The organism is Nocardia sp. NPDC050717, from assembly GCF_040654275.1.
GTDB lineage: Bacteria > Actinomycetota > Actinomycetes > Mycobacteriales > Mycobacteriaceae > Nocardia.
In genome coordinates this window covers 20,858-37,776 of sequence record NZ_JBFAHR010000007.1, presented here as the reverse complement: position 1 = coordinate 37,776, position 16,919 = coordinate 20,858, and the positions used below count along the sequence as shown (strand labels likewise).

The following is a 16,919-nucleotide window of genomic DNA, read 5'->3' as shown; positions in this document are numbered from 1 at the left end:
CGTGTCCGGCGCCGAGAACTCATCGGTGGGCGCGCGAACCGCGGCGCGCGGGGAGGTCATCCGGCGCCTCCCGGCGGACCAGCGGCCGTGGCGACGATCAGGTCGGTCAGGGCGGTGATCGCGTCAGCGGCGGTGGTCGCGCCCCGGTTCAGTTCCGCGCCGAGGGTTTCGGCGGCGCCGAGGACGGCCACGCACCGCAACCGCAGGGCGGCGGCGGGGAGGCGCGAGTGCGGCAGCAGGGTGGTGGCCATCCAGTCGCGGTAGCTGTCGAGCATGTCGCGCTGGATCGCCTGGACGGCGGGATCGCCTTGCAGGGCGGCCGAGATCGCCTCGAATTCGGGCATGTCGGTGGCGCACGCGAAGTAGGCGGCGCTCATCACCTTCGCGATCTCGCCGACGGACGGGCCTGCCTCGCGCACTGCCTGTTCCGCGGCGTGGCGGTGTCGTGCATCGAGCCCGCGGTAGAGCGCGAGCAGCAGTTCGGGGCGGGTGCCGAAGTGGTCGTAGACGATCGGCCTGCTCACGCCCGCGGCCTCGGCGAGGGTCACCAGGGTCAGACCGTCGGTGCCGTGCTCGCGGACCATCGCGAGCGCGGTGTCGAGCAGTTGTCGGCGGCGAGCGGCCTTGGACAGCCGGGGTGTTCGCGTGGTCATCGTCCTCCCTTGCATCGGACCTCCAGCTTAGCTACAAAGAGTAGGTTACAAAATGTAGCTTACTTCGGGAAGAGGAAAACCCATGGACAACGCCGCTTCCGTCCTGATCCTCGGTGGCACCGGACAGGCCGGTTCCGATACCGCCGCCCTGCTGCGTCGCTGGCACCCGGCGCTGCCGCTGACCATCGCGGGCCGCGACCGAGCCCGCGCGCGCCGCGTCGCCGATACCCTGGGGAACGCGAACGCCGTCACCATCGATCTGGGCCGTCCCGACCTGGGCCTACCGCCGGACGGCGCCTATGCCGCGGTGGTGGCGGCGCTGTGGGACGACCGGCTGCACGGTCTCGGCTTCGCGCGCGACCACGGCCTCCCCTACCTGAGCATCTCGAGCGGTCTGCTCGACATCGGCCCCGAGGTGGTGGCGGCCGCCCAACCCGCCCATGCCGCACCGATTCTCGTCGCGAGTCATTTCCTGGCCGGTGTCGCGGTGCTCGCCGCGCTGCACGAGGCGCGCGCGTTCGCGCGGGTCGACAGCGTCCGGCTCGGCCTCGTTCTCGACGAGACCGACACCGGTGGCCCGGCCGGGATCGCCGATCTCGAACGATGGACCGAGGTCACCTCGGCGGGCCTGATCCGCGCCGACGGCGTGTTCCGGTGGCTCGCGGCCGAGGACGCGCGGACCGTGGTGCTCGCCTCCGACGGCACCGGCCTCGACGGCCAGAGCATCCCGATCCTGGATGTGCCGAGCCTGGGCATGGCCACCGGCGCGCCCGACGTGCGCGTCGATCTGGCCGTCGGGACGTCACCGGGCAGGCGCCGGGGCGGACTCGCGTCGATCGAGATCCGGATCGACCTGCGCGGGATCGACGCCACCGGCGCACCCCTGGACACGCATCGCCACCTGCTGCACCCGCAGGGGCAACGGCCGTTGACCGCACTCGGCGTCGCCCTCGGTGTCGAACGGCTGATCGGCCTGCGGGGCGACCCGGTGCCAGCGGGCCCCTACACCCCGGAGGCGTTGATCGAGCCTGCCTATGCCGCGCGGCGGATGACGGAGGTGGGAGCGGTGTTCGCCGGCTGATCCGCCGCCGCGGCGCGGCTCACGGCGCGTCCAGCACCTCCTGCAGGTGCGCGGCGAACGCGGCGGGCGCGGCGACGAAGCCGGTGTGGTCGCCGGGGAACAGCACCGGCTCGACGCCGAGAGCGAGAGCCAGTTCCCGTGCGGTGCGGTCGCAGAACTGACCGGCCGACTCCGCGCCGATGCCGACGATGACCCGGGTGGGGACCTCCCGCAGCAGCGGCGGGTCGGGAACCCAGCCGGTGGTGGCCCGCAGTTCGTGCGCGAACCAGTAGTTCTCGCTGGCGGCCCGGCGCGGCTCACGGTCGCCACCGAACTGCTCGATCAGCACCTGCTCCGGGATCGGGATGTCGGCCTGCGCGAAGAACTTCCGCCAGGCACCGACCGTGTCGCCGAGGGCGTGGGTGGCGATGACATCGGCGGTGCGGGCACGTTGCTCGTCGGCGTCGGGCAGCAGTTCGCGCAGCGGCGGCTCGTGCGCGACGACGGTGGTGACCAGATCCGGGTTGGTCTGCGCCAGCGCCAGCGCGCTGACCGCACCGCCACTGGAGCCGAACACCACCGCGGGACCCGCGCCGAGGTGGGCGATGAGCCGGGCGAGGTCGTCGGCCCTGGCGAGCACCGTCGAATCCTGGCGCGGATCGTCGAGGGGGCTACCGAAATGGCCGCGCGGATCGGTGGTGAGCACGGTGTTGGTGGCGGCGAGCTGCTCGGCCAGCGGCGCGAACGCGGCGGCGTTCATCGGCGCGCCGACGAGCACGAGCAGCGGGCCCGTCCCCCGCACCTCGTAATACAGGCGGGCATCGGGCACCACGAGGGTGCCGGTGGTGACGGCGGAACTGGCGGTCATGAGACTCTCCCGGATCTCGGCTACAGGTAGCACTCATTGAGACGACGGCCCGGTCGAGAACTCATCGCTGCGCCCGAAATCTTTTTCGGGCGCAGCGATTCCGCAGGTCAGCAGGGTGCGCGGCGGCGCGGATCAGTTGTAGGAGTTCGCGACTCCGTCGAGGAGGTGTTCGAGGGTGTCGTAGGCGGGCACGTCGACCACGTCGATCAGGTCGGCGGGCACCGGCACGTCACGGTCGGCGGCGATCGCGGTGAACTGGGCGTTGTCGCCGGTGCGGAAGCCGTGTTCGGCGGCGAGGCGGCGCAGTTCGGCGTTCTCGGTGAGCAGCTTGCCGATCTTGTCGCCGGTGTCGTTGAGCGGGACCAGGGTGTGGCTCGACAGCACCGTCGGCGTCGGGTAGGCCAGCACCATGTCGGGCTTGATCCTGCCCTCGCCCGCGGCCTCGATGAACTGGGCCTCGTAGATGCACACCAACGGGGTGGGGCCCATGCCGTTGGTCAGGTACTGGGTGAAGGGCCCCTCGCTGCTGTTGTCGGTGTAGCCCTGGGCGAGGAACAGTTTCGACAGGGCGGGCAGCACATGCTGTTCGGCGGTGGCGCCGCGCACGATGGTGTGGTCGTTGGCGACGTAGCTCGCGATCGACAGGTACATGGCGGCGGAGTTGGAGCTGCGCGGATCGGTCGTCGAGACCAGGATGTTCTTGGCCACCGGGTAGGTGGTGTTGCCGGGCAGGTCGTCCCACTGCACGCCGGTGCCGGTGAGTTCGAGGTAGCGGTTCATGTCGAACGTGGCGACCGGCCCCGGCTTGATCACGCCCGCCGCGGTGAGCAGGTCGGCGATGGGCCGGTAGGTGGCGATCGCGATGGGCGAGGCGAACGGGGTGTACTTGACGGTGATGTTGCGCTGGCGCTGGATCCGTTCGGCGGCGGGGCTGCTCGACGGGAACGCGAAGTCGTAGCGGCCGAGGTCGACGGTGGTCGCGATCTGGCGGGACCCGGCCGGTTCCACCTCGACCCGCGCCCCGTGCTCGGCGAGGATCCGCACGACCGCCTCGTCCCGGAAGAACGCCACCTTCTCCGACCCGACCACGCCACGCACCACCGTCAGCGGCGCGCCCGCGGGCGCCGCCGCCGGGGTCTCGGCACCACCGGGGAGCAGGATCACCCCGGCCGCCACCGCGGCGACCACGGTCACCGCGCCGATCGACAGCGGCAGCACACCCCGACGGCTGACCATCCGCTTGGCCACCGACGGCTCCTCCGCCGCGTGCGCGGGACCGGTGGTGGACGCGCGCACGATCGTGGTCGACGGGGCGGGCACCCGCACCGTCGGGTCGGAGTCGGCCAGCTCGGTGCGCACGATCCGCTCGACCAGGATCGGCACGAACTCCCGGATCGGCTTGCCCGCGAACCGATCGTGCGCGGCGCCGACCGCCGAGGTCACCTGATCGGCGGGCACGTTCTCGGAGAGGTCCTCGACCAGACTCTCGGTCATGCGCCGCATGGCCAGCTCTTCTCGCTGGACGGTATCGGCGGATTCGCCGGGGGTAACGCGCGACACCACATTTCTCCTGGGCTCACATCGGGCTGCGGACGCGGCGCGCGGACCGGTCCTCCCGTGCGCACGCCGCGGGCCACGCTACCGGCGCGAAGCACAGATACCCCAGCGGTGAACGGCCTGGCACGCAGAGTTCAGCACCCGCTTCACCGCCCGCAACGTGACGTTGTCCGGATGTTCGCGTAAACCTCGAATCACACACTGCCCGTGTGGGATTCGCTACTACTGTCCGGTCGCGGCGGAGTCCGGCAGCGCGGTCGAGGGCGCCCGGGTACGGCGCGCGGCGCCCTGCACGCTACGTAGCATCCCACCACTGAGCAGTTCCAGCACGCCGATGACGAGCAACGCACCGCCGGCGACATTGGCCAGGCCGGTGACGGTCTGGAACTTCATCGCGATCACCGTGAGTCCGGCCGCGGTCGTGCACAGGCCGCAGATCTCGTGCAGCCAGCTGTCGGCGCGGTGCTCGTCCCAGGCCGCGACCAGCGCCTGCACGATGCCGCGTACCGCCCAGCCGATGCCGATCCACAGCGCGAGCAGCTCGATGTTGCCGCCGCTGAACGCCAGCACCGCCAGCACGACCGTCAACGCCGTACTGGCCAGCACCAGCAGCCGCAACACCATCGCGATCCGCGCGACCATCGCCAGGTATCCCTGCACCACGGCACTGAGCAGCAGCGCCGTCCCGAACAGCACCGCCAGCGTGGCTTCGTCGCGCCCCGGCCACAGCAGGGCGGCGAGGCCGAGGACGACCGAGCACCCGCCGGCGATCAGCATCGCCTGCCGGGTTCTGTCACCGTCCGCTGTCCCCTCCCCGTCATCCACGGGCATGCACCCACGATAGGCCCCCGCCGGGCGATAGCCGCAGATTTGCCTTGGCGCGCCGCGCCGGTCATCGCCGCGGCCCGGCGAGCCGCTCGCGCAGATAGCGGGCGGTGACGCTGTCCTGGTCGGCCGCCACCTGTTCCGGTGTCCCCGACGCCACGATTCGGCCACCCCGCGCGCCACCGCCGGGACCCATGTCCAGGACGTGATCGGCGCGCGCGACGACGGACATGTCGTGTTCGACCACGACCACCGTCGCCCCCGCGCCGACGAGCGAATCGAGCTGGGTCAGCAGGACATCGGTGTCGGCCGGATGCAGGCCGGTGGTCGGCTCGTCGAGCAGATAGACGGTGTCGTCGCGCCGGGCACGCTGCAGCTCGGTCGCGAGCTTCACCCGCTGCGCCTCGCCGCCGGACAGTTCGGTCGCAGGCTGACCCAGCCGCAGATACCCGAGGCCGACGTCGGCGAGCGTCCGCAACGCCCGCGCGATCACCGCGACGTCGGCCAGGAATTCCGCCGCACGGTCGACCGTCAGATCGAGCACCTCGGCGATGGTGGTGCCGCGGTAGCGGATCTCGAGGGTCTCCGGGTTGTAGCGGGCACCATGACAGTCCGGGCACGGGCTGTAGGTGCTGGGCAGGAACAGCAGTTCCACCGTGATGTAACCCTCGCCCTGGCAGGTGGGGCAGCGCCCTTCGGCCACATTGAACGAGAACCGGCCGACGCCGTACCCGCGCGCGCGGGCCGCGTCGGTGTCGGCGAACAGTTTCCGCACGGTGTCGAACAGGCCCGTGTAGGTGGCCAGGTTCGAGCGTGGGGTGCGCCCGATCGGCGCCTGATCCACCTCGACCACCCGCACGACCCGCGGATCGTCCGCCGCGGTCGTCGAGATCGCGTGCAGCAGCGTCGATTTCCCCGAACCCGACACACCGGTGATGGCAGTGAACACCCCGAGCGGGATGTCGGCGTCCAGATCCCGCAGGTTGTGCCTGGTGACGCCGCGCACCGCGAGGGTGCCGCGCGGAGTGCGCCCGGGGCGCGCCGGCCGGGTGACCTCGCCGAAAAGGTACGGGCGGGTGATCGATTCGGCGACTCCGCGCAGCCCCTCGACCTCGCCGCTGTAGAGCACCCGGCCACCGTGCACGCCGGCGCCCGGCCCGATATCGATCAGCCAGTCGGCGTGGCGCACCACGTCGAGGTCGTGCTCGACGAGGAACACACTGTTGCCCGAGTCCTTCAACCTGCCGAGCACCGTGGTCAGCGCGGCGGTGTCGGCGGGATGCAGGCCCGCCGAGGGCTCGTCGAGAATGTAGACCACCCCGAACAGTCCCGAGCGCAGCTGCCCGGCCAGCCGGAGTCGTTGCAGCTCACCGCCGGACAGTGTCGGGCTTTCCCGGTCGACGCTCAGGTAGCCCAGGCCCAGTTCGATCAGCACCTCGATCCGGGAGACCAGATCCTGGGTCAGTACCGCCGCCGCGCCGGTGCCCGCGGTGTACGGGCGCAACACCTCGGCCAGCTGGCTGAGCGGCAGTTCGGCCAGCTCGGTGATGTCGCGTCCCGCGAAGGTCACCGCCAGCGCCTCGGGTTTGAGGCGGCGCCCGGCACACAGCGGGCAGGTCGCGGTGTGCAGGAACCGCGCCGCCCGCTCGCGGGTGGCGGCGCTCTTGGATTCGGCGTGCGCGCGCAGCAGCAGCCGTTCGGCACTGGTGTAGGTGCCCTGATACGGGCGGTGGATCCGATGCGGCTCCCGCTCGGGTTCGACGGTGACCACCGGCTTCTCGTCGGTGAACAGGATCCACTCGCGCGCGGCGGGTGCCAGTTCGCGCCACGGCCGGTCGATGTCGTAGCCGAGCGCGGCGAGGACATCGCGCAGATTCTTGCCCTGCCACGCACCCGGCCACGACGCGATCGCCCCCGCGCGGATGCTCAGGGACGGATCGGGCACCATCGACGCCTCGGTGGCCTCGTGCACAACGCCCTGCCCGTGACAGCGCGGGCACGCGCCTTCGACGGTGTTGGGTGAGAACGCGTCGGAATACAGGCGATTCGTCCCGGCCGGATAGTGACCGGGCCCGGTCCTGGCCGGACCGGCGGGATAGTCGCCCTCCCGCGACATCAGCAGCCGCAGCGAGTTCGAGATCGCGGTGACCGTGCCGACGGTCGAGCGCGACGACGGCGACGACCGTCGCTGCGCCAGCGCCACCGTCGGCGGCAACCCGGTGACATCGTCGACATCGGGCGCCTCGACCTGGTGCAGCAACCGCCGGGCATAGGGCGCGACCGACTCCAGGTAGCGGCGCTGCGACTCGGCGTAGAGGGTGCCGAACGCCAGCGACGACTTCCCCGACCCCGACACCCCGGTGAACGCGACCAGCGCGTTCCTTGGCATGTCGGCGTCGACGTCACGCAGATTGTGGACCCGGGCGCCCCGCACCCGAACCAGATGGTCGACCTCGTGCGAATCCACAGCTACCGAGATTACGCGGCCGTCGTCCGCACCGAGCTTGCGCGACACCCGGGTCCGCTAGAAGAACCAGCCGAGTTCGGGCGACCGCTCGGTGGTGAACGCCTGGTCGAAGTCCCGCAGCGCGCCGGTGTCCTCGACGCGGATCCGGTTCGCCGCGGCCAGGCTCTTCGCGCGTTGCGCGCCGAAGTAGAGCGCGCCGAGCACGGTGATGTCGACGGCCAGCTCGGCCGCTCGCGTGGTGGGTTCGCATTCGGCGATCCCGTCCCGGACCCGCAGCGCGAACGTGCCGCCCGCCGAACGGAACGGGTCGTGTACGGCGAGCACGGTGTCGACGTCGGCCTGGTACGTGCGTGCGGTCAGTGCCGCGGGCACATCCATGACCCGCGCCCACAGGGTGTCGTAGCGTTCGGTGACGCGGGCCGCCCGCGGGTCGGCGAGCAGATACGGCAGCGGATCGTCGTCGGCGAGCTCGACCTCGACCGTGTCGACGAGGTCCATGCCGAGCAGCACCCGCCACAGCGCGGCGTGCGCGTCGGGAGTCACCGCGTGGATCTCGGAGACGATCGCGACCGAGCGGTCGTCCCAGCGGCGGCGGTAGAGGACGTACCCGTCGGCGTGGATCAGCGCGAACAGCGAGGTGGCGCCGCGGCGGTGCCGTTCGACGTCGGCGAACACCAGATCCCAGCGGACGTCGGGACGCGCCTGCGCACCCGGGACGCTGCGCTGCCACCGCGCGTACACCTCCCGGATGTGGGCTGCGCCCTCGGCAGCCGTCACCATGGTCACGCCACCGGGATCCGGTGTGGTGGGGCGGAATTCGGCCCGGCGGCGATCGATCGAGACCATGGTCGCCATGATCGCCTGGTCGTAGCCGAAGCGGCCGTAGATCGTGCCCTCGCTGGCGGTGAGGATCGCCAGCGGCAGGCCGTCGGCCTCGGCGCGTTCGTGCTGCGCGGCATAGAGATCGCGCAGGATGCCCCGGCGGCGATGGGTCGGCGCGACCGCCACCCCGGAGATGCCGCACGCGCGCACGCTCCGCTGCCCCGGCACCGTGACCGTCATCGTCCGGTCGACGGTGTGCCCGACGATCCGGTCACCGTCGACCGCGACCAGCGACCGTCGCACCGGGAACAGGTCACGGGCGATCACCTTCTCGTCCTCCCCGTACCGCATCCCGAACCCGGATTCCTTCAAGCCGATGATCGCGTCCTCGTCCGCGTCCGTCGCCGACCGAACCGTCACGCTCTTCGTCGATGCCATGCCCGTACGATCCCACGGCCCCACCCGCGCGCACACCTCAATTTCGGTCCCGCCCATGTTCCATCCAGCGGGAAGCGGCCCCCGGTCGCGCGGTCCCGGTTGATTCAGTGGGCGTGACGCAGGCCACGCCACTGGCGTGGTTCCGACGAGGGATGGAGTGGACCGTGGGTCTGAGTTCGGATCGAATCGTGGTGGTCACCGGCGCGAGCCGCGGCGCGGGCAAGGGCATCGCGCTGGCGCTCGGCGACACCGGGGCCACGGTGTACGTCACCGGACGCACCCGCGCCGAGGGCGACGCGCCCCTGCCCGGCACGGTGTTCGCCACGGCCGACGAGATCACCCGCCGGGGCGGCACCGGCATCCCGGCCGTCCTCGACCACGGCGACGACAGCCAGGTCGCGGCGTTCTTCGCCGAGCTCGCCGAAAAGCACGGCCGCCTCGACATTCTCGTCAACAACGCGCTCACGATCCCCGACGGCCTCACCGACAAGGGCCCGTTCTGGGAGAAGCCGCTGACGCTGCTCGACCTGCTGGACGTCGGGATGCGCTCGAGCTACGTGTCGAGCTACTACGCGGCGCCGCTGCTGGCCGCCAACGGCTCGGGACTCGTCGTGAACACCTCCTCGTTCGGCGGCGCCTGCTACATGCACGGCCCGGCCTACGGTTCGGGCAAGGCGGCGGTGGACAAGATGGCCCACGACATGGCCGTCGACTTCCGCCCGTACAACGTCGCCGTCGTCTCGATCTGGATGGGTCTGCTCAAGACCGAACGCACCCTCGCCGGGCTCGCCGCCAACCCCGACGCCTACGCCGAGCTGACCGCGACCGCCGAATCCCCCGAATTCACCGGCCGGGTCATCGACGCCCTGGCCAAGGATCCGGACCTGATGCGGCGCAGCGGCCGGGTGCTCATCGGCGCCGAGGTGGCCGAGGAGCTCGGTGTGAAGGACATCGACGACCGTCAGCCGCCGTCGCACCGCCCGTTCCTCGGAGATCCCCCGGTGTTCTCTGCCGCGGTCATCGACTGAGCCGGCCCGTCGTGGAGCCGGACCTCGACCGCACGAACCCGCACCAGCCCGACAGGAGCACCACCATGGATTCCACCCAGCCCACCCGGGGACCGAGGCTGAAGTTCGGCCTCTCGCTGTTCACCAGCGACCGCGGCATCAGCCCCGCCGACGCGGCGAAAGCCGCCGAGGAGAACGGCTTCGACACCTTCTACGTGCCCGAGCACACCCACATCCCGGTCGTGCGCAGCTCGGATCATCCCGCCACCGGCGACGAGACCCTGCCCGACGACCGCTACCTACGCACCCTCGACCCCTGGGTCGCCCTCGGCACGGCCGCCGCCGTGACCACCCGCATCAGCTTGGGCACCTCGGTGGCACTCCCGGCCGCGCACGATCCCATCGCCCTCGCCAAGACCATCGCCACCGCCGACCACCTCTCCGGCGGCCGCATCGTCTTAGGCGTCGGATACGGCTGGAACCTCGAAGAACTCGCCGACCACGGCGTGCCCGCGAACCGGCGCCGCACCGTCCTGCGCGAGTATCTCGAGGCGATGACCGCGCTGTGGACCCAGGAGGAAGCCGCCTACGAGGGCACCTACGTCCGGTTCGGTGCCAGCTGGGCGTGGCCCAAACCGATCCAGCGGCCACGCCCGCCGATCCTGGTCGGCGCGGGCGGTACCGAGAAGAACTTCGCGTGGATCGTCCGCTCGGCCGACGGCTGGATCACCACGCCCATCGAAACGAACATCGACGGCGGCGTCGAGCAGCTGCGGACGATGTGGCGCGAGGCCGGGCGCGCGGGAGAACCGCAAGTCGTGGTCCTGGCCGAGGACCCCGACCGCGAAACCCTGGACCACTGGGCCGAAATCGGCGTCACCGAGGTGGTCTACTCGCTGCCCGACGCCGACACCGCCGAGGTCCGCGCCTTCATCGAACGGCTCGGCGACCGGCTCGCGCTGCCCCGCTGAGCCGCCGCTACGGGTGCGCCTCGAGCATCGCCCGCAGATCGGGCAGTGCGCCGATCCGTTCGCTCACGGGGCGCCCCGGCGCGGCGGCCTGCGGCGACCCCGTGGTCCGCAGCAACGTCCTGATCTGGTCCGGCGTCGCTCGTCGCGCGCCACGGATGCCCTGGTAGGCGGCGATGGCGCCGACCACGATCGGCGACGCGCTCGAGGTGCCGCTGAACTCGTCGGTGTACCAGAGGTCCTCGTCGGGGCCGCCTTGCAGATCGCCGTAGGCGGTCGTGGTCACCTCCCTGCCCCAGCCCTGGACATCCAGGCGCGCACCGTGATTGGAGAACGGCAACCGCGAGCGGGCCGGACCGTGGTCGCGCCCGTGCAGCCCCGGCGGCGGGGCGCCCGCGCCGACGAGCACCGCGCCGGAATCGCTGGCACCGCCACGGAACGGGTTGTGCCACGTCGCCGGAAAATCACCGGGACGCGCGTCGTAGACCGGGTCGTCGAGGTTCTCGTTGCCGTTGCCCGCCGCCTCGACGACGACGACACCGCGACCCACCGCGTACCGGATGGCGGCGAAATCGTCGGGCCACCATTCGACCGCGATGTAGCCGCGCTGGTCCGGCTGCCCCCGGTAGTCGAATCGCGGTCCGGGCCGGTGCAGTTCGATCAGCAGCACATCGCCGGGGTCGAGCGCGTCGGCCGCGGATCGGATCGCCGTCGCCGACCCGATCCCGAACACCGAGACCGCCCGGATGTGGGCCTCGGGCGCGATCCCGGTGACACCGACGGCGTTGAGGTCACCGCTGATCTCCCCCGCCACCGCCGTGCCGTGATTGCGCCAGCCCAGGTCGGGCGAGGCCGTGCCACCGATCATCCCGCCTTGATTCTGGCGCAGGTCCTCATGGGTGAACCGCCACGCGCCCTCCACATCGATCACCCGCACCCCGGTGCCCAACCCGCCCGGTCGCGTGTGCGCCCAGACCGCGTCGATCCCGGTCGGGGCGGCATCGAGATACCCCTGCCTGACCCGGAAATCGGGCGTCACCGCAGGCGCGTCGGGCGCGGCGACAGGGTGTGCGCGCGGCGCGAGCGGCGGCTCGGCCGCCGGCTTCACGTAGGCGGCGGCGATCGTGTCGTCCTGACGCAGCCGTCCCGCGAGTTCCCCGAGATCACCGACGGCTCCCCGCACGGCGTAGTAGCTCAGGTACTCGCCGGCCACGGGGGCCTGCGGGGTGTGCGCCAGCCGCGCGGCCAGCCGGTTGTCGGGCCCGAAGATCGGCACCAGGTGCGCGTCGACCGGGAGCAGGTCGTCGACGTGGGTGCGTACGGAACGGTTCTCCCGCAACGCGATCGGCGTGATCTCTGCCCCTGTCGAGGCGGTGACGACCACCAGTTCGGCGGGTGCGGCCGAGGGCCCGGGTACCCCCGGCCGTCGCTGCCTGCTCGATCGAGCGCTGGAAGCCATGGCTACCAGTGAACCGCGTACTGGGCGCGCTCGCCAGCTTTGCGCCACAACCGGATTCGCGACACGCCGGATCAGTGGGTCGCCGCGGCGGCGGTGGCGCGGACGGCCTCGGCGACGGCACGGAAGTCCTTGCGCAGGATGTGGGAGTGGTTGCTCGCGACCTTCGCGCTCACGGTGACCATCGGGTTCGCGGCCAGCACCGGGTCGAGAGCGGCGCGCGCCTGTTCCATCTCGCCGTCCTCGCTGCCGAGGCTGTTGCCCGTGGCCAGCACGAACCGCACCGGGCAGGTGAGCCTGCTCAGCACCGGCACGCTGGCGGCGGCGATCTCGTTGAGCTCGATGTTGGTCTCGGCGTGCTGGGCGGCGCTCATCCGCGCGGCCAGACCGAACGGGCGGGTCAGCGGCAGCAGAAACCGCATCTTGTGGAACAGCGCCCGGATCCGCTCGGCGCCTTCCGCACCGGTCAGCCCGTACGGCGCGGAGTCGACCGTCACCAGCCCGAGCGGGCGCGCCGGATTCCGGTCCGCCCAGTGCCAGCCCAGCACGCCGCCGTAGGACCACCCGACCACGATCGGCTGGTCCGTCACGCCGCGCGCAGCGAGCACGGCGTCGATATCGCGCAGGCAGGCCTCGAAGGAGTAGTCCGCCGACCTACCCGAGCGCCCCCTGGCCCGCTCGTCGAAGGTGATGTGCCGGAAGCCGGGTCCCAGCTCACCGATCACCCGACGCCAGTGCTTCTGGTCGGCGTAGGCGCCGTTGAGGTAGAGCACGGTGCGACCGGTGCCGCCGGTATCGGTGACGGCGAGGGCGGTGTCGTCGACGGGCACCATGCCGGTCCAGGTGGTCGAGCTGTTCTTCGTGTTGTTCGTCATGACAACTACTTTCGGCGGCCGCCCTGACACCGGCCTGACACCCCGCTGACATCACCACTGATACCGACTCCGCGCAGGTGGACGCGGGGCCGGCGTGGTTTCGGACTCGACGCGCGTCAATTCGGGCGGCTGCGCACGAAGCGTCGGATGGCCCGAGATGGCGCCGCCGAATTCGAGATCCTGCCCGCTGCCGATCCTCTCGGCAGCCGTCGTGACTTCGGGCGGACTCGGCCCCGGGGTCGTCGAGTCGCTCTGTCGGTCATGACGCCGAATCGGCGGTCCGAGGTGGGCGGGCCGCGAGGTGTTCGTCCAGTTGGCGTTCCGCGCGTTCGGCGCGGGCCAGCGTTTGGCGGCGGGCGTCGTCGAGAGCGGCGAGACGTTCGGCGGCCTCCGCGCGGACCTGGTCGAGGGCGGCTGCCGCGTCCGCGCGCTGCTGCTCGGCCGCCGCGGCTGTGGTGCGGCGCAGTGCGGCCAGTTCGGCGCGGGTCTGGTCGAGTTCGGTTCGGGTGGCGTCGAGTTCGGTGCGTGCCCGGCGCCATTCCGCGCGTGCCTCGGCGGCGGCCTCCACCCGTTCGGCGGTGGCCTGTTCGGCGCGTTCGGTGGCGCGGTCGGCGTCGGCGGCCCGCTGGATCGCGAGGTCGCGTTCGGCGGTGGCGGCGGCGATGCGTGCCTCGGCGTCGCGGCGGTGGTGGGCGATGTCGGCCTCGGCCCGCTGTTGCGCTCGGTCGATCGACTCGGTGGCCTCGGTCTGGGCCGCCGCGATCGCCTCGGCGGCTTTGCGTTCCGCCGCACGGACTTCGGCCTCGGCCGCACTGCGCGCGGCGAACACGTCGTCGGCGGCCTGTTTGGTCAGCTGTTCCACGGAGGCCAGCACTTCGTCGCGGGCGCCGCGCGCCTCGGACACCGCCTTCTCCGCATCCTCGGCCGCCGCGACAGCGTCCTGGGCCACCGATTCGGCCAGCGCCCGCGCCTCCTCGGCCTCGCGCCGCGCCTGTTCGGCCACGACAGTAGCCATTTCGGCGTCGGCGATCCGGCGTGCGGCATCGGCCTGGACGGCCTGGACCTGCGCTTCGGCGACGGACGGATCCCCGAGTGTCTGCAACTCGGCGACGGCCGCCGTGAGCGTGGTTCCCAATTGCTCGGCCAGCCCACGGAACTGCCCGAGCAGCTCATCGGCCCGCAGTCGCGCCACGGTCACCGGACCCTGTGGTGTCACAGTGACGGTTTTCTCGGCACTCTCCGACTCCTGCTGTTGCCGTTGCCGTTCCCGCCACGCCCGCCACCGCGTGTGGTCCGGGTGATCGCAGTACTCGGAGGGACGGCCGGGCCCACCACCGCGGGTGATGGGGCGGGCACATCCGGGGAAGTTGCAGACGCTCGACACGGGAGAATCGTAACGTTTGTTTCGTCATCTGATTACGAATCGCACGAAACGAAAACCGTGTCGCCCCTTCGTGATCCGTTTCTCCTCTTCGTGGCCCTGACCGCCGATAAGTGAACATTATCGGCGGTCAGCCTGGGTGATCCTTTCGATCAACCTGACGAGATTTTCGTTTCCGTTGCGTTGCTGCAAACGCAATGAAAATGCGACACAACTACGTCAAAACTGTGCCCGGTTGTACGTCCGTACCGAATGCGTGCGACATCCTTGGCAATCGACAAGATCGGCGCCCGTGTCGACTCCACTAATTTGAAGCGATTGCACTTCATATTTTGGGCGCATGAATTACTGTGCGGACACAGCAGATCGACTCCCCCAGGAGGACCACAAGTGAACATCGCCAAGCGTTTTGGTGCGGCAACCATCGTTTCGGTCGCACTCGCGACGGCCGTGCCCGCCGCCACGGCAGCGGCCGCACCGGCCCCCGCTCAGCCCGCTGCCGCCACCCCGGTGGCCACGACCGGCTCAGCGCTCACCGACATCCTGGTCGCGCCGGTGCTGTTCCCCCTGGGCTTCCTGGTCCTCGCCTTCTGCGGCCCCGCCCCTCAGCCCACCTGCCTGATGGCGCAGATCTACAGCAACGCCGCCACCGGCTCGGGTGTCCGCTGACTCGGGGACCGCACTCCCCTACCTGAACCCGACGAGCCCGCTCAGCGCCCCGCTGCCGGGGTCGCCCGCTTCTTGCGCTGATTCGCCTGGAAGCGCGCCTTCTTCTGACGGTTCCCGCACGTGTTCATCTCGCACCACTTCCGGCTTCGGCTCTGGCTGGTGTCGAAGAAGGCGGCCCGGCAGGTGGGCGACGCGCACAGGGCCAACCGGCCGTCCCGTTCGCCGGCCAGGATGCTGATCGCGTCGGCGGCGATCACGCCCAGCGCGTCGTCCACGCCGGCGGCCGACCCGAGGCGCCACACACGGGTGCCCTCGGGTGTCAGTACCGCCGCGGCCCGGCTGCGGATACTGCGGTCGTTGATGACCTGGATCGCGGCGCTCGGGAGAGTCGCACCGACCGCGGCCGCACTCGCGGCGGCGTGAATGGCTTCCCTGAGCTCACGCGCCGATTCGAGCTGGGCAACGGTGCACGACGCCACGGACAGGCCGTTGACCGCCAGCCAGTCGACGAGGCGCTGCGGTGTCGGAATGCGCTCCACGGGCTCGCCACACCGTTCGGTCAACGTGGCCGTGAAGCTCGTCGCCAGGACGCTACCGAGGCGAAACTCAGGGAACTCAGCGGGCATGGAACCACCTTAGCCGGTTGCGGCTTCAGCGAGCCCCGTGTTAGAACCGTCTTAGCCGGTTCGCGACAGCCAGGAGGTTCTCATGACCTGTTCGACCACCGAGGTGCGGGAGTTTCGTGCCGTCGCCAGTGACAGCGACCTCGACGACCTGCGGGCACGCCTCGCGGCGGCACGACTTCCGGAAGCCGAGACCGTCGCCCACCCACGCCGCTGGGAACAGGGGGTGCCCCTCGCCGACCTCGTGGACGTCGTGAACTATTGGCGCACCGGCTACGACTGGCGGTCCTTCGAAGAGCGGCTCGACCGGATCGGTCAGTTCCGTACGACCATCGACGACCTGGGAATTCATTTCCTGCACCGCCGATCCCCGCGGGCCGATGCCACCCCGCTGCTCATGACGCACGGCTGGCCGGGCAGCGTCGCCGAATTCGTCGATGTCGTCGACGAACTGGCGGAGCCGGACAGCCCCGACATGCCGGCGTTCCACGTCGTCGCCCCGTCACTACCCGGTTTCGGCTACAGCGACAAGCCGTCGGCCACCGGGTGGGGCACCGAAAAGATCGCCGCCACCTGGGTCGAACTGATGCGACGCCTCGGCTATGACCGGTTCCTGGCCCACGGCGGCGACTGGGGCGGCAACATCACCACCGTGCTCGCAGGCAGGTTCCCGGCGCACGTGCTCGGGATCCACACGCTGTTCGCCGAAGCGCCGCCCGGGCTCTCGACCGAGGGCCTGACCGCCACCGAACGCCGGTGGACCGAGCAGACCCACCATTTCTGGCGTCAGCGCGCGGCATACGCCAAGCAGCAGGCGACCCGCCCACAGACGATCGGCTATTCACTGGTCGACTCACCGGTCGGGCTGCTCGCCTGGATCCTCGACAAGTTCGCCGAATGGAGCGACACCGAGGACAGCCCGTTCGAGCGGATCTCCCGCGACCGCGTCCTCGACGACGTCACCCTGTACTGGCTCACCCGCTCCGGCGCCTCAGCGGCCCGCCTCTACTACGAGAGCCACAACTCCCTCGACCCCGACCTGCGCGTCGACGTCCCCACGGCGATCACCATGTACCCCCGCGACATCGAGAAGACCCCGCGCCCCTGGGCCCAGCAGCGGTTCCGGCGCATCGTCCGATGGAATGCCCCCGAAACCGGCGGCCACTTCCCCTCGCTCGAGGTCCCCGGCTACTTCGTCAAGGACCTCCGAGCCGGCCTCACCGCAGTGCTCGCCGCGCGCCGATAGCACC

At 70.9% G+C, this 16,919-nt stretch carries 15 protein-coding genes; 5 read left to right on the top strand and 10 right to left on the bottom strand.

Translation table 11 applies throughout. The annotated features are described in order from the left end of the window. Nucleotides 1-56 precede the first annotated feature (56 nt). Nucleotides 57-653 (bottom strand): TetR/AcrR family transcriptional regulator, encoded by a 597-nt coding sequence (locus AB0H56_RS15960; protein ID WP_357163036.1) that lies wholly within the window; start codon nucleotides 651-653, stop codon nucleotides 57-59. Nucleotides 654-735: 82 nt separating this feature from the next. Between AB0H56_RS15960 and AB0H56_RS15955 the strand changes: the two genes are divergently transcribed. Continuing rightward, entirely contained in the window at nucleotides 736-1,734 is a 999-nt protein-coding gene (locus AB0H56_RS15955) for a saccharopine dehydrogenase (protein WP_357163033.1), read from the top strand. A 19-nt stretch (nucleotides 1,735-1,753) separates the two neighbouring features. Here AB0H56_RS15955 and AB0H56_RS15950 read toward each other — a convergent pair whose 3' ends face one another. The 5 genes from AB0H56_RS15950 to AB0H56_RS15930 form a co-directional block, all read right to left on the bottom strand. Further along, the gene (locus AB0H56_RS15950; protein WP_357163030.1) at nucleotides 1,754-2,581 is read right to left on the bottom strand and encodes an alpha/beta hydrolase; all 828 of its coding nucleotides are present in this window, start codon (nucleotides 2,579-2,581) and stop codon (nucleotides 1,754-1,756) included. Nucleotides 2,582-2,713: 132 nt separating this feature from the next. Next, the gene (locus AB0H56_RS15945; RefSeq protein ID WP_357163027.1) at nucleotides 2,714-4,141 is read right to left on the bottom strand and encodes a three-helix bundle dimerization domain-containing protein; all 1,428 of its coding nucleotides are present in this window, start codon (nucleotides 4,139-4,141) and stop codon (nucleotides 2,714-2,716) included. A 219-nt stretch (nucleotides 4,142-4,360) separates the two neighbouring features. Further along, nucleotides 4,361-4,969 (bottom strand): DUF308 domain-containing protein, encoded by a 609-nt coding sequence (locus AB0H56_RS15940; protein ID WP_357163024.1) that lies wholly within the window; start codon nucleotides 4,967-4,969, stop codon nucleotides 4,361-4,363. A gap of 61 nt (nucleotides 4,970-5,030) precedes the next feature. After that, nucleotides 5,031-7,430, bottom strand: a complete 2,400-nt coding sequence (locus AB0H56_RS15935) for an excinuclease ABC subunit UvrA (RefSeq protein WP_357163021.1) — start codon at nucleotides 7,428-7,430, stop codon at nucleotides 5,031-5,033. 57 nt (nucleotides 7,431-7,487) lie between these two features. After that, entirely contained in the window at nucleotides 7,488-8,690 is a 1,203-nt protein-coding gene (locus tag AB0H56_RS15930) for a GNAT family N-acetyltransferase (RefSeq protein ID WP_357163018.1), read from the bottom strand. 152 nt (nucleotides 8,691-8,842) lie between these two features. Between AB0H56_RS15930 and AB0H56_RS15925 the strand changes: the two genes are divergently transcribed. Next, nucleotides 8,843-9,718 (top strand): SDR family NAD(P)-dependent oxidoreductase, encoded by an 876-nt coding sequence (locus AB0H56_RS15925; protein ID WP_357163015.1) that lies wholly within the window; start codon nucleotides 8,843-8,845, stop codon nucleotides 9,716-9,718. A 98-nt stretch (nucleotides 9,719-9,816) separates the two neighbouring features. Then, nucleotides 9,817-10,668 carry an LLM class F420-dependent oxidoreductase gene (locus tag AB0H56_RS15920; protein WP_357163793.1) on the top strand — a complete coding sequence of 284 codons (852 nt, stop codon included), beginning with the start codon at nucleotides 9,817-9,819 and terminating at the stop codon, nucleotides 10,666-10,668. Between the two features lie 7 nt (nucleotides 10,669-10,675). On the opposite strand, the gene AB0H56_RS15915 is transcribed toward AB0H56_RS15920, so the two are convergent. From AB0H56_RS15915 to AB0H56_RS15905, 3 genes are all read right to left on the bottom strand, one after another. Next, complete coding sequence (locus tag AB0H56_RS15915) at nucleotides 10,676-12,124, bottom strand: S8 family peptidase (RefSeq protein WP_357163012.1); 1,449 nt, start codon at nucleotides 12,122-12,124, stop codon at nucleotides 10,676-10,678. 71 nt (nucleotides 12,125-12,195) lie between these two features. Continuing rightward, nucleotides 12,196-12,996, bottom strand: a complete 801-nt coding sequence (locus AB0H56_RS15910; RefSeq protein ID WP_357163010.1) for an alpha/beta hydrolase — start codon at nucleotides 12,994-12,996, stop codon at nucleotides 12,196-12,198. A gap of 259 nt (nucleotides 12,997-13,255) precedes the next feature. Further along, on the bottom strand, nucleotides 13,256-14,194 hold the full coding sequence (locus AB0H56_RS15905; protein WP_357163007.1) for a hypothetical protein: 939 nt from the start codon (nucleotides 14,192-14,194) through the stop codon (nucleotides 13,256-13,258). 573 nt (nucleotides 14,195-14,767) lie between these two features. Here AB0H56_RS15905 and AB0H56_RS15900 point away from each other — a divergent pair. Further along, nucleotides 14,768-15,046: a hypothetical protein gene (locus tag AB0H56_RS15900; protein ID WP_357163004.1), complete on the top strand. Its 279-nt coding sequence runs from the start codon at nucleotides 14,768-14,770 to the stop codon at nucleotides 15,044-15,046. Nucleotides 15,047-15,087: 41 nt separating this feature from the next. Here AB0H56_RS15900 and AB0H56_RS15895 read toward each other — a convergent pair whose 3' ends face one another. Continuing rightward, complete coding sequence (locus AB0H56_RS15895) at nucleotides 15,088-15,672, bottom strand: CGNR zinc finger domain-containing protein (RefSeq protein ID WP_357163001.1); 585 nt, start codon at nucleotides 15,670-15,672, stop codon at nucleotides 15,088-15,090. Between the two features lie 82 nt (nucleotides 15,673-15,754). Here AB0H56_RS15895 and AB0H56_RS15890 point away from each other — a divergent pair, with 82 nt between their 5' ends. Further along, on the top strand, nucleotides 15,755-16,915 hold the full coding sequence (locus AB0H56_RS15890) for an epoxide hydrolase (RefSeq protein WP_357162998.1): 1,161 nt from the start codon (nucleotides 15,755-15,757) through the stop codon (nucleotides 16,913-16,915). Nucleotides 16,916-16,919 lie beyond the last annotated feature (4 nt).